At 48.0% G+C, this 16397-nt stretch carries 17 protein-coding genes; all 17 read right to left on the bottom strand.

Annotated features, from left to right (window positions below; translation table 11 throughout):
• Window positions 1-2 precede the first annotated feature (2 nt).
• Entirely contained in the window at window positions 3-1148 is a 1146-nt protein-coding gene (locus tag FZD51_RS16110; RefSeq protein WP_148975693.1) for an NADH-quinone oxidoreductase subunit C, read from the bottom strand.
• Window positions 1149-1152: 4 nt separating this feature from the next.
• Complete coding sequence (locus FZD51_RS16105) at window positions 1153-1665, bottom strand: NuoB/complex I 20 kDa subunit family protein (RefSeq protein WP_022544498.1); 513 nt, start codon at window positions 1663-1665, stop codon at window positions 1153-1155.
• Window positions 1656-2030: an NADH-quinone oxidoreductase subunit A gene (locus FZD51_RS16100; RefSeq protein ID WP_022544499.1), complete on the bottom strand. Its 375-nt coding sequence runs from the start codon at window positions 2028-2030 to the stop codon at window positions 1656-1658. Before FZD51_RS16100 ends, FZD51_RS16105 begins: the two co-directional genes overlap by 10 nt.
• Window positions 2031-2773: 743 nt before the next feature.
• Window positions 2774-3181, bottom strand: a complete 408-nt coding sequence (locus tag FZD51_RS16095) for a F0F1 ATP synthase subunit epsilon (RefSeq protein WP_148975692.1) — start codon at window positions 3179-3181, stop codon at window positions 2774-2776.
• A gap of 22 nt (window positions 3182-3203) precedes the next feature.
• On the bottom strand, window positions 3204-4625 hold the full coding sequence (atpD, locus tag FZD51_RS16090; RefSeq protein ID WP_009792637.1) for a F0F1 ATP synthase subunit beta: 1422 nt from the start codon (window positions 4623-4625) through the stop codon (window positions 3204-3206).
• A gap of 173 nt (window positions 4626-4798) precedes the next feature.
• Window positions 4799-5659: a F0F1 ATP synthase subunit gamma gene (locus FZD51_RS16085; protein WP_148975691.1), complete on the bottom strand. Its 861-nt coding sequence runs from the start codon at window positions 5657-5659 to the stop codon at window positions 4799-4801.
• A gap of 155 nt (window positions 5660-5814) precedes the next feature.
• Window positions 5815-7323: a F0F1 ATP synthase subunit alpha gene (gene atpA, locus FZD51_RS16080; protein WP_148975690.1), complete on the bottom strand. Its 1509-nt coding sequence runs from the start codon at window positions 7321-7323 to the stop codon at window positions 5815-5817.
• 24 nt (window positions 7324-7347) lie between these two features.
• Window positions 7348-7884 (bottom strand): F0F1 ATP synthase subunit delta, encoded by a 537-nt coding sequence (locus tag FZD51_RS16075; protein ID WP_009792633.1) that lies wholly within the window; start codon window positions 7882-7884, stop codon window positions 7348-7350.
• Window positions 7881-8414, bottom strand: a complete 534-nt coding sequence (atpF, locus tag FZD51_RS16070; protein ID WP_009792632.1) for a F0F1 ATP synthase subunit B — start codon at window positions 8412-8414, stop codon at window positions 7881-7883. The genes FZD51_RS16075 and atpF overlap by 4 nt, the downstream gene beginning before the upstream one ends.
• A gap of 217 nt (window positions 8415-8631) precedes the next feature.
• The gene (gene atpE / locus FZD51_RS16065; RefSeq protein ID WP_009792631.1) at window positions 8632-8844 is read right to left on the bottom strand and encodes a F0F1 ATP synthase subunit C; all 213 of its coding nucleotides are present in this window, start codon (window positions 8842-8844) and stop codon (window positions 8632-8634) included.
• 75 nt (window positions 8845-8919) lie between these two features.
• A complete protein-coding gene (gene atpB / locus FZD51_RS16060) occupies window positions 8920-9630 on the bottom strand; it encodes a F0F1 ATP synthase subunit A (protein WP_148975689.1) in 711 nt (236 codons plus the stop codon).
• A 21-nt stretch (window positions 9631-9651) separates the two neighbouring features.
• Entirely contained in the window at window positions 9652-10026 is a 375-nt protein-coding gene (locus FZD51_RS16055; protein WP_148975688.1) for an ATP synthase subunit I, read from the bottom strand.
• A 6-nt stretch (window positions 10027-10032) separates the two neighbouring features.
• Window positions 10033-10254, bottom strand: coding sequence for an AtpZ/AtpI family protein (locus tag FZD51_RS16050; RefSeq protein ID WP_022544500.1), 222 nt, complete (start codon window positions 10252-10254; stop codon window positions 10033-10035).
• A 327-nt stretch (window positions 10255-10581) separates the two neighbouring features.
• Window positions 10582-12822: a S8 family serine peptidase gene (locus tag FZD51_RS16045; RefSeq protein ID WP_148975687.1), complete on the bottom strand. Its 2241-nt coding sequence runs from the start codon at window positions 12820-12822 to the stop codon at window positions 10582-10584.
• A 25-nt stretch (window positions 12823-12847) separates the two neighbouring features.
• Entirely contained in the window at window positions 12848-13864 is a 1017-nt protein-coding gene (locus FZD51_RS16040) for a nuclease-related domain-containing protein (RefSeq protein WP_148975686.1), read from the bottom strand.
• 642 nt (window positions 13865-14506) lie between these two features.
• The gene (gene wecB / locus FZD51_RS16035; RefSeq protein ID WP_022544502.1) at window positions 14507-15655 is read right to left on the bottom strand and encodes a non-hydrolyzing UDP-N-acetylglucosamine 2-epimerase; all 1149 of its coding nucleotides are present in this window, start codon (window positions 15653-15655) and stop codon (window positions 14507-14509) included.
• A gap of 15 nt (window positions 15656-15670) precedes the next feature.
• Window positions 15671-16300 (bottom strand): uracil phosphoribosyltransferase, encoded by a 630-nt coding sequence (upp, locus tag FZD51_RS16030; protein WP_009792624.1) that lies wholly within the window; start codon window positions 16298-16300, stop codon window positions 15671-15673.
• Window positions 16301-16397: the final 97 nt, after the last annotated feature.

Raw genomic sequence — 16397 nt, 5'->3', positions numbered from 1 at the left:
GGCTACACCTCCACATCATAGGGTTCATAATCTTTTCGGAGCGGATGGCCGACCCATTCTTCCCCGAGCATGATCCGGTACAAGCCTGGATGGCCCTTGAAGCTGATGCCGAGCAGGTCATAGGCCTCGCACTCCGGCCAATTCGCCCCCGCCCATAAAGGAGCCAGCGATTCAATAGCAGGGTCTGAACGGTCTATCTTTGTTTTCAATGCCACCGTCTGGCGGTTTTTATAAGAATACAAATGTACATAGACCTCCATATGGGTTTCAAAGTCAGTGCCATGCAGTTCGGACAGATAGTCAAAGCCCAGCTGCTCGTTATAGCGCAGGAACTCTGCAATCCTGAAATATGTATCCTGCCTTGCGACAAGTGTCGGAACATCTTTTGAAAGCCTATTAATATAGGTGTCTTCCAATACTTCCCCTCCGAGATGTTCTTCAATTACCTTTGTATACAGATCAAGGTACGGCTGGTTTGCGGAAGGCTGCAGTTCTGCCTCAGGCTCTGCGGCCGCCTTTGCACCTGCTGCAGACCTTGCTTTGGCGGCAGCAGCAGCTTTGGCTTTTGCTGCGGCAATTGCTTTGGCTTTTTCGTCATCACCGCCTGCTCCTGAAGCTTTCGCGGCAGCTGCGGCTTTTGCTTTGGCTGCGGCGGCTGCCTTCGCCTTAGCGGCTGCGATTGCTTTTGCCTTTTCTTCATCAGTACCAGACTCACCGGCTTGCTTTGCCATAGCTGCCGCTTTTGCTTTGGCTGCGGCTGCGGCTTTTTTCTTGGCAAGGTCCTCGTCTCCTGCTGCTTCCCCTCCTGATTCCTGTTCCTTTGCTTTCATTTTGGCGAGGGCCGCGGCCTTGGCTTTGGCTGCTGCGGCAGCTTTCTTTTTCGCTAGGTCATCTTCTTCTGGTGCCTCAGTAAGGCTTGCCTCTGCCTTGGCCTCCTGTTCTTTCGCTTTCATTTTTGCAAGTGCTGCAGCCTTCGCTTTAGCTGCTGCAGCGGCTTTCTTCTTTGCCAGATCTTCTGCCGGATCTAAAGCTTCTTTCGGTTCAGCCTGTTCAGCTGCCCGCTTTTCTTCAAGGCGCTTTTTGGCGATTGCTTTGGCCTTTTCTGCTGCCTCTTTCTTCAGCTGCTCTTTATCCTTTTCATCGCCCATAAGCCTAGATCACCCGCTTCCCGGTCTTTGCTTCATATCGGATTTTTTCCTTCAGCTTGTTGATGCCGTAAATCAGGGCTGCCGGATTTGGCGGACAGCCTGGTATGTATACATCCACCGGAACAATCTGGTCGACGCCTTTTACAACCGAATAGGACTTTACATAAGGTCCTCCTGCCGTTGCACACGACCCCATGGCAATGACCCATTTAGGCTCGGGCATTTGATCATACAGGCGGCGGACGATCGGCGCCATCTTCTTTGTGACGGTGCCAGATACGATCATGACATCCGATTGGCGCGGCGAGGTACGGAAAAATGAGCCGAACCGGTCAAGGTCATAGTGGGAGGAACCTACCCCCATCATTTCGATTGCACAGCAGGCAAGCCCGAAGGTCATTGGCCATAATGAGTTGCTTCTGGCCCAGGCTTTGATTTGTTCAAGAGTGGCCATAAATACATTTCTCTGCAGTTCCTGCATTTCTTCCGGTGTGATATTCTCAAGCTTCAAGTCCATTTGAGCACCTTCTTCTTCCATGCGTAGATTAGTCCAATGACCAGCATGATGGTAAAAATGAGCATTTCAATCAGGGCAAATATTCCGAGTTTTTCATAGGCGACGGCCCAGGGGTATAAAAATACGGTTTCAACATCGAAGATGACAAACATGAGGGCAAAAATATAATAGCGGACATTGAACTGCACCCTTGAATCATGGAATGGTTCAATCCCGCTTTCATATGTGGTGTACTTTGCTTCTGACGGCTTGCTGGGGCGAAGGAGCTTTCCCATGAATAATGCGACCACTGGAAGCAGGACACCTAGACATAGAAATACGAAGACAATCAGATAGTTATTTTGGTATAAGTTCAGCAAATCCATGTCTTTTCCTCCTAAAACATATGAATTTTCAAAACTTTTAGAAATGTAATCGTTATCATTATAGCATCGTTGGTTTTTACTGTCGATAAAGCTTATGTATTATTTGGAAATATTGAGGCTCTTGTACATTTTACGCAGATTTGTTTGAGTTATGACGTAAGTTTTTGTGATATAGGGAATGGGGGGTTAGTAAAATAATTTATTGGTTGTGGGCTTATTCTAAAGGAGAGTGGGTTTGTGGTGGTAATGGGGCTGTTGATTTCCGTTGCAGGCACTTCGCTTTCCGCGGGGCGAAGTTGAGCCTCCTCGCGCTTGCGCGCTGTGGGGTCTCAACATTTTCGCTGCAATCCCGCTGGAGTCTTCGTGCCTTCCACTGCAATCAACAGGGTTTTTTAAAATTTTGGGATTCTTGACGAAAAAATAAACGGAGAAATTCCCTCTAATTTCAAAAAAACACTAAAAATAGCTAAAATAAAGGGAGAAATTCCGGCTATCGATTCAAAATAAAGGAAAATGGGCAACATCGCTCCTCTTAAGTGGATTTTCTCCGTTTATTTATACCAGATCGAGCCATGTTCAGCTGCATAACTGGAAAATCTCCGCTTATTTTAAAGCATGCTGACACTCATTCAAGTAAGTATAAGATTTCCTTTTTTCAAAACCTTACCTTCTCTATCCTTCAACTTTACTTTTCGAAAAGAGCAAAAGAAAAAACCCCCGGCATATACCGGAGGTTTTTATCATTATATTCTTCTTTCAGCAACTGAAATACGGTTGACTGCCCTTTGGAGGGCTAGTTCGGCCCGTTTGGCGTCGATGTTTTCGCGCTTTTGATCGGCGAGGCGCTGTTCGGCGCGGTTTTTGGCGCTTTTGGCACGCTCGATGTCAATTCCTTCTGATTGCTCAGCGGATTGCGCTAGGATCGTTACTTGATCCGGACGGACTTCGATGAAGCCGCCATTGACTGCCAACAGTTCAGTATTTCCGCCATTCTTCAGGCGGACAGCTCCAATTTGCAGCGGTGCGACCATTGGAATATGTCCAGGCAGGATGCCAAGCTCGCCGCTTTGAGCTTTGGTGCTGACCATGTCCACATCTGATTCGTACACCGGGCCATCGGGAGTAACAACACTGACTTTGATCGTCTTCATTTTTTACCCTCCTGGTCCGAAATTAGACCTCTACGCCCATGCTTTTCGCATTTTCAAGCACGTCTTCGATCGTTCCGACAAGGCGGAAAGCATCTTCTGGAAGATGGTCGTATTTGCCTTCAAGAATTTCTTTGAAGCCTTTAACAGTTTCTTTAACCGGAACGTAAGAACCTTTTTGGCCAGTGAACTGCTCGGCAACGTGGAAGTTCTGTGATAGATAGAACTGGATACGGCGTGCACGGTGTACAACAAGCTTGTCTTCGTCAGAAAGCTCATCCATACCGAGGATCGCGATGATATCCTGAAGTTCTCTGTAACGCTGAAGCGTTGATTGAACCTGGCGCGCTACTGAGTAGTGCTCTTCTCCAACGATTTCCGGCGACAGGGCACGGGAAGTTGAAGCAAGAGGATCCACCGCAGGGTAGATACCCATCTCAGAAAGCTTACGCTCAAGGTTAGTCGTCGCATCCAAGTGAGCGAACGTTGTTGCAGGAGCCGGATCCGTATAGTCATCGGCTGGTACATAGATTGCCTGGATGGAAGTAACAGAACCTACATTAGTAGATGTGATACGTTCCTGAAGGCGTCCCATTTCTGTTGCCAATGTAGGCTGGTAACCTACCGCTGAAGGCATACGGCCTAACAGGGCGGAAACCTCAGAACCTGCCTGTGTGAAACGGAAGATGTTATCCATGAAGAAAAGAACGTCCTGTCCTTGATCATCACGGAAGAATTCAGCCATTGTCAAACCTGTCAGGGCAACACGCATACGCGCTCCCGGCGGCTCGTTCATCTGGCCGAATACCATCGCCGTTTTCTTGATTACGCCTGAGTCGGTCATCTCGTGGTAAAGGTCATTACCTTCACGTGTACGCTCGCCGACACCGGCGAATACGGAGATACCGCCGTGCTCTTGGGCGATGTTGTTGATCAATTCCTGGATCAGAACGGTTTTACCTACACCCGCACCGCCGAATAGACCGATTTTACCGCCTTTGATGTAAGGTGCAAGAAGGTCTACTACTTTAATTCCAGTTTCAAGGATTTCAACCTCAGTTGAAAGTTGCTCGAATTTAGGTGCTTCCCTGTGGATGGAGTCGCGACGGATGCCGGCTTGGAGTGCCGGGTCAAGGTCGATTGTTTCACCAAGTACGTTGAATACACGTCCAAGAGTGATATCCCCAACTGGTACAGAGATAGGTGCACCAGTGTCAATAACTTCAGCACCACGGGTTAAACCGTCAGTAGAAGCCATGGCAATAGTACGAACTGTATCATCACCTAAGTGAAGGGCAACTTCAAGGGTTAAGCTGATTGCAACTTCAGATTCGTTACGCGCAGGGACTGAGATTGTTAATGCATTGTAGATTTGCGGAAGCTCGCCGCTGTCAAACTTTACGTCAACAACCGGACCCATGATTTGAAGAACGCGTCCTTTGTTCATCATTTTCCCTCCTAATATTTCAATTCAATAGAGGATTGCGCCTGGCATGATATCAGTCGGGCATCTCTATCTTGCTTTGCCTGGCCTGTGATGTAAGATGCAGATGCTATGGCGCCATCAGCAGTGAAGGCACTTAAGCAGCTGCTTCTAAAAGCATCAAGGACTGGCATTTATTATTCCAGCGCTGCCGCGCCGCCGACGATTTCGGTAATTTCCTGGGTAATGGCCGCCTGACGCGCTCGGTTGTAGCTTAGGCTAAGCGAATTGATAAGCTCTTTCGCATTATCCGTCGCACTCTGCATCGCTGTCATACGGGCCGCGTGCTCACTGGCCTTGCTGTCCAGCAGCGCGCCATAGATCAGGCTTTCTGCATATTGCGGAAGCAGGACTTCCAGAATATCTTCTGCAGAAGGCTCGAATTCATAGGATGTAAGCTTGCCGCCGGAAGAAGAAATATCCGTCAGCGGAAGAAGCTTCTTCTCTGTTACATCCTGCTGAATTGCACTGACATAATGGCTGTAGTAGATATATAGTTCATCAAATGTTTCGTCTGAAAACATGCCGACTGTTTTGCTGGCGATATCTTTGATCTCCGCAAAAGCAGGCTGGTCCGCAACTGCCACGATATCCAGGAGGACGTTCATGCCGCGCTTCCTAAAGAAATCGCGCCCAATGCGGCCGATGGCGATGATTGCATACTCATCACTTGATTTATGGCGTTTTTGGATGGTCTGGTATACAGTCCGCAAGATATTGCTGTTGTATGCCCCGGCCAATCCGCGGTCGGATGTGATGACCAGGTATCCTGTCTTTTTAACGGGACGGGATGTCAGCATTGGATGGGATACGTCAGTGCTTCCCAGTGCGATGCTGGCAGTAACTTCCTGGATTTTTTCCATGTAGGGAACGAATGATTTAGCATTCATTTCTGCACGGTTCATTTTTGCCGCAGATACCATTTGCATGGCCTTTGTGATTTGGCTCGTCTTCTTTGTAGAAGTGATCCTATTTTTTATATCGCGCAATGATGCCACAGGTTCTCACCACCCTTTTCAAAGAATGTCAGGCTGAGAGCCTGCCCGCATAGGAGCAGCCCCGGCAGCCCTTCTATTGTCAGACCTTTAACAGCGATATCCATCCTCAAGGGAAAAAGCCTGAATCAGGCTTTTTCTGCTTGGGACCTGCGCTATTACTCGGTTACTGCGAAAGTCTTTTTGAAGCTGTTGATCGCAGAAGCCATATCATCGTCAGCAGGAAGCTCTCTCGTTGTAGCGATATGGTCTAACAAATCTTTCTTGTTATGGTCAAGCCATGTAAGGAATTCAGCTTCGAAACGGCGGATGTCCTGGACAGGGATATCGTCTAGGAAGCCGCGTGTCAATGCATACAGGATGGCTACCTGCTTTTCAACCTTAAGCGGCTTGTTAAGATCCTGCTTCAGTACCTCAACTGTACGGGCACCGCGGTTAAGCTTCGCTTGTGTTGCTTTATCAAGGTCAGATCCGAACTGGGCAAATGCTTCAAGCTCACGGTATGATGCAAGGTCCAGACGCAGTGTACCGGATACCTTTTTCATGGCTTTGATCTGTGCAGATCCGCCGACGCGTGATACAGAAAGACCAGCGTTGATCGCAGGGCGTACGCCTGAGAAGAACAGGTCAGACTGAAGGAAGATTTGTCCGTCAGTGATAGAGATAACGTTAGTTGGAATGTATGCAGATACATCCCCTGCCTGTGTTTCAATGAAAGGAAGTGCAGTGATTGAACCTGCGCCCTTCGCATCGCTCAGCTTTGCAGCACGCTCAAGAAGGCGGCTGTGCAGGTAGAATACATCCCCTGGATATGCTTCACGTCCTGGAGGACGGCGCAATAATAGTGAAAGCTCACGGTAAGCAGCCGCTTGTTTTGTAAGGTCATCGTATACAACAAGAACGTGCTTGCCGTTGTACATGAATTCTTCACCAAATGTTACACCTGCATAAGGAGCAAGGAACAATAATGGAGCAGGCTGTGATGCAGAAGCAGTCACAACGATTGTGTACTCTAATGCACCAGTCTTGCGGAGCGTTTCTACTGCATTACGTACAGTAGATTCTTTTTGCCCGATTGCTACATAGATACATACCATATCCTGGTCCTTCTGGTTCAGGATTGTATCGATGGCAACGGAAGTTTTACCAGTCTGGCGGTCACCGATGATAAGCTCACGCTGTCCGCGCCCGATTGGCACAAGTGCGTCGATTGCTTTGATACCAGTCTGCAGCGGCTCATGAACAGATTTACGGTCCATAACGCCAGGTGCAGGGCTTTCGATCGGACGTGTTTTTGTTGTGTTGATTGGCCCCATGCCATCAACAGGCTGTCCAAGCGGGTTGACTACTCGCCCGATCAGCTCAGGCCCGACAGGAACCTCCATGATGCGGCCCGTACGGCGGACCTCATCTCCTTCACGGATTTCAGTATATGGGCCAAGGATGATAATACCGACGTTATTTTCTTCAAGGTTTTGTGCCATACCCATAACGCCGTTTGAAAATTCAACAAGTTCTCCAGCCATGACATTGTCGAGGCCATGAGCACGGGCGATACCGTCACCGATCTGGATAACTGTACCTACATCACTCACTTGAATTTCCGACTGATAGTTTTCGATCTGCTTTTTTATCAGCGCACTGATTTCTTCAGCTTTGATGCTCATGAGTTTCACCCCTATCTATAAATCTTAGCTTAATAATTGACGTTCCAGACGTTCCAGCTTGCCGCGCATGCTGCCGTCGAAAATCCTGTTTCCGATGCGGAGCTTGATGCCGCCGAGCAGGCCCGGGTCCACGATATTCTCGATGCGGAGGGACGTTTTTCCGACCCTTGATGCAAATGCAGCAGATAGCTCGCTGCTCTCAGCCTCTGTCAGCGGACGGACTGAGTAGACCTTTGCTTCCGCAATGCCCCTTGCGTCATTCGCAAGGCTGATGAACTCCTCCGCAAGATCAGAGAATTGATCTTCACGGTGGCGGTCAATCAATAGCATAAGTGTATTAAGTACTAAAGGATTAACAGACGCGAAGGCAGTTTTGATGATCCCTTTCTTCTCATCATTCTCAAGTTTCGGGGATTTCAGGACTGCATCCAGGCCCTTATTATTGTTTACGACATCTTTGACGATGCGAAGGTCTTCTTCCATTTGGCCAAGAAGCTGATGTTCATTCGCAAGCTGGAACAGAGCCAACGCATAGCGCTTTGCTACTGTAGAGCCGCTCATCGGTTTTCTCCTGCCTCTTGAATGTATTCATTGATCAGCTTTTCCTGGTCTGCTGCACTCAGTTCCTTCTCAATAACCTTGGAAGCAATAAGGACAGACAGTGAAGCAACCTGCTCGCGGATTGCGGCAACTGCTTTTTCTTTCTGCTGATCGATTTCCAGCTTAGCTGATTCTTTGACGCGCTCTGCTTCAGCACGCGCTGCGGCGATGATTTCCTCGCGCTGCACGTCGCCTTGCTTCTTCGCACCTTCGATCAGGTTCTGAGCGTCTGTGCGTGCTTCTTTCAGAAGGCTTCTCTGCTCTTCCAGAAGCTTATTTGCTTCAACACGGCTTTGTTCAGCCGCGCCGATTTCATTGGCAATATGCTCTTCACGCTGTTTCATGATGCCCATTAAAGGACCCCATGCAAATTTCTTGAGCAATGCCAACAAAATGATAAACATAGCCAGCTGGAATAAGATATCCCCGCCGTTGAATGCTGTATGTGCTGCGCCTTCTGCAGCGCCTAATACTAAATTGCTTGCTAACACCCTCGATTCACTCCCTTCAAGAGTCTTCCACTTTCCCTATCAACAAGTTAACGAATTTCATCATATGAATTCGGTTCTTTCAGATTCAAAAAGCCAGTTTGCATCCGCCTGCACAGGCTAAGCGGACCTCCAAGATTAAGGCGCATCCGCACCTGGGCATAAAGGAATGGCGAAGGGTCACATCCATGATCTTCGCCATTATGTGTTCTGCTTATAATTATTGACCAATAACCATGAACGCGATAACAACTGCGATGATCGGCACGGCCTCAACTAACGCTACCCCGATGAACATAGTTGTTTGAAGCATTCCGCGAGCTTCCGGCTGACGGGCAATCCCCTCAACTGTACGTGATACGATAAGACCGTTACCAATACCGGCACCTAGTGCTGCCAAACCAATTGCAATTGCTGCTGCTAAAAGACCCATTATAAATTTCCTCCTTAGGATTGTATAAATTAATATAGTGTTTGATGTTTTGTTCATAGAATGAACAGGTATATATTAATGGTCAGAGCTCACTTTATGAGAGAGATAAACCATTGTTAACATACAGAAAATAAATGCCTGGATTGCGCCGACAAATATTGAGAACCCTTGCCATGCAAGCATTGGTACAATCGCGGCCAGATGTCCAACCCATCCTGATGCCAGGCTTCCGGCAATCAGTGTCAGCAGGATTTCACCCGCATAGATGTTACCATAAAGACGAAGGCCGAGTGTAAGCGTGTTGGCAAACTCCTCGATGATCTTGATCGGGAACATGAACCAGAATGGACGGAAAAATTCTTTTCCGTATTCCCCTACTCCCCGAAGCTTTACACCGTAATAGTGCGATAATCCAACTACCATAACTGCCAAAGTCAGCGTTACGGCAGGGTCTGCTGTAGGCGATTTCCACCATAATTGGTCATTGATGACCACGGAGAACGGAAGCCCCAGCATATTTGAAACAAAAACATACATAATAATGGTGATTCCAAGGATATGGAATCTTCCGCCATCTTTCCAGTCCATCGTACTGTTGATGATGTTTTTTACAAAATCCATGATCCATTCGAAAAAGTTCTGCATTCCGGTTGGTTTCATGGCGAGCGTACGAGTGGAAAGAACAGCGATGATGAAAACAATGGCACTGGCAACTGTAATCATCAACATGTTTGCCAAGTTGAAGTTCAAACCAAGAAATTCAACTATAGGTGCTTCATGATGCACAGTATTCACCTCTCTTCCCGGCTATTTACGTAAAACAAAAAGTTGAAGAAAATAATCTATCATAATGACAATATATGATGTCATTAATCCCAGAACTACGCTGATCAGGTGCACCTCATCCGGGTACTTCATGCTGATCATGACGGCAAGCACTGCCGTCGCCATCCTCGACAGCATCCCGAGCGACCGCATCCTTTGGCCATTGGCTGCCGCTTCCCCAAGCTGGTCCGTCTTCCTTACCATCAGCCATAAATTGAACAGGCTCAGGCTTGTCCCCAATATCAGCCCCATAAAAATAGATTGATAAGAGGTGAACCCCCAGCCGAGCACATAGACTGACAGCAGTAGGAATATGTATTTGCACTGCCGTATAAACATTGTTTTGAGGTCTGGCATAGGCTGTTAGTCTCCTGTAAAGAAACGTCTGACCAGGTGAAGCATGGCATAAGTCCCTGCGGCCAATCCTATAAGCAATCCGACTATCAGGAATAACGGCTCGGTTCCAATCACATCATCAAGCCATCTTCCAAGGAAGATGCCGATCAGGACGGAGCCTACTAATTGGGAAAGGATGGCGGACATTAAAGCCATGGCTTGAAACGGGTGGCGGTCTTTTCGACGCATGATAACGCATCCTCCACACTGGAAATGTATTCCTTTGACGAATTTAAGTCTTGAGAATGCAGGATTTCCTGCTAGTGAAAAGAGAATGGTGTTTGAATTGAGGTAAGTGTTTTCATTGTTGATATCATGCAGATTGAGGTAATTTTCTTCCGCATGAAATCTGTGAAAACCCTATCATTTTATACCCTTTGTAAGCATACAATAGGCATCTGTCAATGTCAATGCATTCGGAGTGAAAAAGTTCACAATCTCCCGTAACGGAAAAGTCTTTGTTCACACTATTTTCGGATTTTTTTTCGAATAATAACTTGCAATTGGAGCGAGGCATTATCTCGCTCCAATCGCACCCTCATCTTCTTCTTTTTTTACCTCCAGATAGGCCTCAATCATATCCTGCCTGCCGGCTTTCCTTGCAAACACCTGAGCAATGTAGACACCGTCCGGAGGCAGATCATCGGTTGCTAATTCCTTGCGGATCTGCCCTTTGCCTGCTCCCCTCTTCCAGTCAAGGAATTGAATGAACCGGAGTGTATCAGGATCAAACAGCGCAATCCCGAATTCTTCCGCCCCGCCAGGAAGGTAGACTTCATAACGATAGCTCCCTCCGTTATCTCCCCTGCCAAAATCGAACCCCATTACTCGCGGGTAGTCCGGCTCCTCGAGGACATACAAATACGGGATGCTGACTTTCCTGCTTCCGGCGTTCAGGACAAGCCGCCCATCATGAATTTTCTGTTTGAACTCTTCCGGGTCTATTCTCATCTTGATAGCGACCTTCTTTTGCCCCCCGGGTTCAAGGCGAAAGGCGAGCGGCATCTCCCATTCAATCCCCCTTATATTAGCGGGTACAGCGAATGAATACGATTCTGTTCGACTGCCTGTATTTTCAACAGTCAGATACCGTACATGCTCATTTTCGCGGCCGGCTATCTTGAACTTGCCAAACTGAAGTGAACCAGGCGTCACTAAGGCAGGGGTCTTCACCGCTTCTTCGACCTGGATTCGGCCTGCCCCTTGTTCATAGGTCCTGTACAGCATGCCTTCTTCATTATAAAGAGGCAGAGCCGTATTCATGAGCGAAGCTTTGATTTCTTCCGGACTCCAATCAGGATGGGCCTGTTTAATCAGCGCACATGCACCTGCCACATGGGGTGAGGCCATGCTCGTTCCCTGCAATGGCAGATATCCCCCGGGAACCGTACTGCTGATAGCCACACCCGGGGCAAGTACATCTGGCTTGATTTCCCAAGTATCGGTCACAGGTCCGCGGGAGCTGAAATCGGCAAGAATATCCTTTTCTTCTATTATATATGTCCGGGCCAGCACCGTTTCTTCCTGCAGGCGCTTTCTCAACTGCTCCCCATCCTGCTTAGAGAGCGACACAACTGGCAGGCCTGCATCCTCCTCTAGATTGCCTGCAAAGCTTCCGTCTGTATTATTGTAGATAATGACTGCAATCGCGCCTGCCTGCCTGGCATTTTTGGCTTTTTGTGAAAAGGTAAGGCCTCCCCTCTGAATGAGGGCAATTTTACCTTTTGTCTGCATTAGCTCTTCTGGTTTGCCAAGCCCGCCGAATGCCAGCTCATAGGAGCGGTCTAAACTCCAGAGAGAAGAGCCTTGTAGGGGATTCAGTTTCACTTTCTTTCCGCTTCCGAAATCAAGATATGGAATCCGCAGCTTTGGTGTAGAGGCGCCTACCGATATCGCTTTGGAGGCAGTACCCGGCGAGCCGACCGTCCAGGTGTTCGGTCCTGAATTTCCAGATGAAGTGACAGCGGTAATGCCCTTATCGACTGCTTTATTCAAAGCAAGGCTGATGGGCAGATCCGGACCATTGACACTGTTGCCGAGCGATAGATTCAATATATCGACCTTATCCTTGATGGCCTGTTCAACGGCAGCAATCACCTGCTCCGTTGTACCCGCACCGCCAGGACCGAGCGCCCGGTAGGCAATGATCTTTGCATCAGGCGCCACTCCCCTCATTTTGCCATTGGCTGCAATCACTCCCGCCACATGTGTTCCGTGAAAAGTATCCTCTCCTGCCGTCCTGACCGTTTCCATCGGATCATTATCCTGGTCCACCAGGTCGCGCCCGCCGGCGTAATTCCTCCGCAGGTCTGGATGATTATAATCAATTCCCGTATCAATAACACCGATGGTGACACCCTTCCCCGACAGCCGCTCCCCCTTCTCATCAAACAGCCCCCTGACTGTATGGCTGCCAATCAGGCTGATGCCATCCTCATTTTCTGCCTGATAAGTGACCAACTGGGATATGGTCAGGACTTCCTCTTCTTCGGCAAGCCGGTCCAGCGTTTTGATTGGCCCCTTTACTGAAAAACCGTTCAATGCCTCCTGGAAACTTTGCCTAAGATGTAATTCAGGGTATTTCCGGAGAAGGATGTTCCGGTCCTGTTCGGTTTGCCCTTCTTTCATCAGGACAATCGCCACACGCTCTGCATCCTCCGGTTCAGCCGGAAGCGGCGGGATCTGCAGTGTCCTTGCATTCACTTGGGTACTGAGCATGACCGCAAACAGACTGATGATGAGGAAAATTTTTTTCATGTGAGGCTCCTTTCGGCATTTTTCCTTAGGGTTTGTTTTGCCGGGCTGGAGTATTCAAGAGGTTTTCAAGGTCCTCCCAGTTCTCTTCAGAGGGTGAGTGGTATAGGCGGTTTTTTGTGGTGCCGGAGGATTGGAAGTTGAGGGCGGATAAGAATTTATGAGTATTCTTTTTGGAACCATATAATAAGAAATTCCTGCATTTCCGGCTGGTGATCGAGTTGTCCAGCAGTAGAAAATAGTCGAGAATAGCGCGGATATGAGCGTTTTTCGACTCGCGGGCGCATGCCGGGCAAATCCATCCACCATAAATTCGGGACATGGGATACTGCGCGCACGCTGGACATTGTATTCCGCGGGTGATTTCTTTAGGTGAGATATTATAAGATTCCAGGATTGATGTATAAAGTGGCTCGTGGCTTTTTAAAAAAGTTCTTTTCACTTTGTTCAACTCTTTGCTGCTGAGAATTAGTGAGGGTGAGGATGGCAGGAGCTTTTCCAGTTTGCCAGGCAGCTGTTCTGCATGTATCACGGTTTTGTAAATATGTTCATTGCCTGGGTTGGTTTTGATGATTGTGGAATTGGAACTGATAATAACCAGCGGCTCGATCGGCAGTTCTGGAAGCTTCATCTTCTCCATCCAACCTTGCAGCTGAACTTTATGCCGCTGGACTTGCAGCAGCGGATTGGAAAACCCGTCCTCTCCTTTGCTGGACTGCCTGATTACTTGATGGGAATGTTTTTCAAAAAATAGTGTGCCGGATATGTTCTTGATTTCAGCTGCTGTGATAAATGAGGGGGCAAGTATAAGGGTATCGATCTGGAAAGGATGCAGATGCACTAAACGGAGGCCATGAAATATGAGATATTCATCCGGCAGGAAGGAAAGATGATAATCTACATTCTTTTCTCCGCGGTATCCGGTTCGGCGCTTGATAAGATCCTGCTCAATCAAGGGGATTTTGGGATGATGGGGCGGCAATCTTCTCAACAATGCTTCAAGCTGCCTGATTTTCAATGGAACGACTCTCTTTTTGGCAATCATATGGGCATTCACCTCTTCGGGATAGTATAAGTTCGAGAATGTATTCGTGTTTTTGTGGAATAAATCCTCCTTTATGCGGTGAACTCTTCTCCGAATCGTACAACACCGATGATTATTCTGCCTACCCTTTAAGTTATTCTCCCTGCTATTCTATTTTTTCTACCTGAAATTGCGGTGATTCTACCCACTTTCCGATTTAATTTTCCCTTGTTACATTTTTTGCCAACACCAGACGGTGATTCGGCCCACTTCCTGAGTTATTCTCCCTGCTATTCTATTTTTTCTACCTAAAATGGCGGTGATTCTACCCACTTTCCGGTTTAATTTTTCCTTGTTACATTTTTCGCCAGCACCAATCGGTGATTCGGCACACTTCTTGAGTTATTCTCCCTGCTATTCTATTTTTTCTACCTATAATGGCGGTGATTCCACCCACTTTCCGGTTTAATTTTTCCTTGTTACATTTTTTGCCAGCACCAATCGGTGATTCGGCACACTTCTGGAATTATTCGCCCTACTTTCCTTATTTATTCGCCCTAAATCTGCGGTAATTCCACCCACTTTCCGGTCTAATTTTTCCATCTTACATTTACCTCTAACAAAACAACTAAAAAAACCAGCCGCTCTCCGCGGCCGGTCCCATTAATTCGGATTATAATCTTCCGGTCTTTCTTCTGTCTGTTTGAAATAGTAACGGATGGCTTCTCCGATCCGGGCAGAGGCGTTTCCGTCTCCGTACGGGTTGGTGGCTTTGGCCATTTTTTCGTAGGCTGCCCGGTTGGTGAGAAGTTCTGTTGCCATTTCATAGATCGGCTGTTCTTCAACACCGGCAAGCTTTAGAGTACCGGCATCGATTCCTTCAGGCCTTTCAGTTGTATCGCGCAGGACAAGTACAGGTACGCCGAGTGATGGCGCTTCTTCCTGGACTCCGCCTGAATCGGTGAGGATCAGCTCTGCCCTGGAGGCGAAGTTATGGAAATCAATCACATCCAGCGGTTCGATCAGGTGGATGCGCGGGTCGTTTCCAAGGATTTCGTCCGCCACTTCCCTTACAGCCGGGTTCAAGTGGACAGGGTATACCACTTGGATGTCCTGCTGCTCTTCCACGATCCGCTTGATTGCCTTGAACATATTCCTCATTGGCTGACCAAGGTTTTCACGGCGGTGGGCCGTCAGGAGGACCAGTCTGTCATGGCCAAGCTTTTCAAGCACTTCATGCGAGTAGGCATCCTTGACAGTTGTTTTCAGTGCATCGATGGCTGTGTTGCCTGTCACGAAGATGCTTTCGTTTTTCTTGTTTTCCCGGAGCAGGTTTTCAGCAGACATGGCTGTAGGCGAGAAGTGGATATCTGCCATGACGCCTGTCAGCTGGCGGTTCATTTCTTCCGGGAAAGGAGAGTACTTATTCCATGTACGCAGGCCTGCTTCCACGTGGCCAACCGTGATCTGGTTGTAGAAAGCGGCAAGGCTTGCGATGAAAGTCGTCGTTGTATCACCGTGGACAAGGACGATATCAGGCTTCGCTTCCTTCATGACCTTATCAAGGCCTTCCAGCCCCCTGGTCGTTACATCGACCAGTGTCTGGCGGTCTTTCATGATATTCAGGTCATAATCAGGCGTGATGCTGAAGATACCCAGCACCTGGTCAAGCATTTGGCGGTGCTGTGCCGTAACTGTGACAATTGATTCAAAGTGCTCAGGGTGCTTCTGCAGCTCAAGGACAAGCGGGGCCATCTTGATGGCTTCCGGCCTTGTCCCGAAAATAGTCATGACTTTAATAGGACGATTCATGTAAGACACCTCTTCTTATTTAGTTCCAAACAAACGATCGCCAGCATCGCCAAGGCCTGGTACAACATAGCCTTTTTCGTTCAGCTTTTCGTCAAGTGCAGCAATGTAGATGTCTACGTCTGGATGTGCTTCTTTTACTGCTTCCACACCTTCAGGGGCAGCAACCAGGCACATGAATTTAATGTTTTTTGCGCCGCGTTTTTTCAGGGAATGCATCGCTTCAATGGCTGATCCGCCTGTCGCAAGCATCGGATCGACTACGATGAAATCCCTTTCCTCTACATCGCTTGGCAGCTTGGCATAGTATTCAACCGGCTGAAGTGTTTCCGGATCGCGGTAAAGGCCGATATGCCCAACCTTGGCAGCCGGGATCAGCTTCAGGATGCCGTCCACCATGCCGATTCCTGCACGCAGGATTGGCACAATTCCAAGCTTTTTGCCGGAAAGGACGTTTGATTTTGTTACGCTGACAGGAGTTTCAATTTCGATTTCTTCCAAAGGCATATCGCGTGTGATTTCAAAGGCCATAAGTGTTGCGACCTCATCAACCAGTTCGCGGAACTCTTTCGTGCCGGTGTTTTTTTCTCTGATGTATGTAAGCTTGTGCTGAATGAGCGGGTGATCAAAGACGTATACTTTTGCCATTGAAAATCTCTCCTTTATTCTTCGCTATGTTTCGTTTACACTTCGTCTAATTTTACAGAAAAATAAATGCAAGGGCAACTGAGAGCAGAAATTGTTA

This window comes from Bacillus infantis, from assembly GCF_008180445.1.
Taxonomy (GTDB): Bacteria; Bacillota; Bacilli; order Bacillales; family Cytobacillaceae; genus Bacillus_AB; species Bacillus_AB infantis_B.
This window is presented reverse-complemented; position numbering and strand designations above follow the sequence as displayed.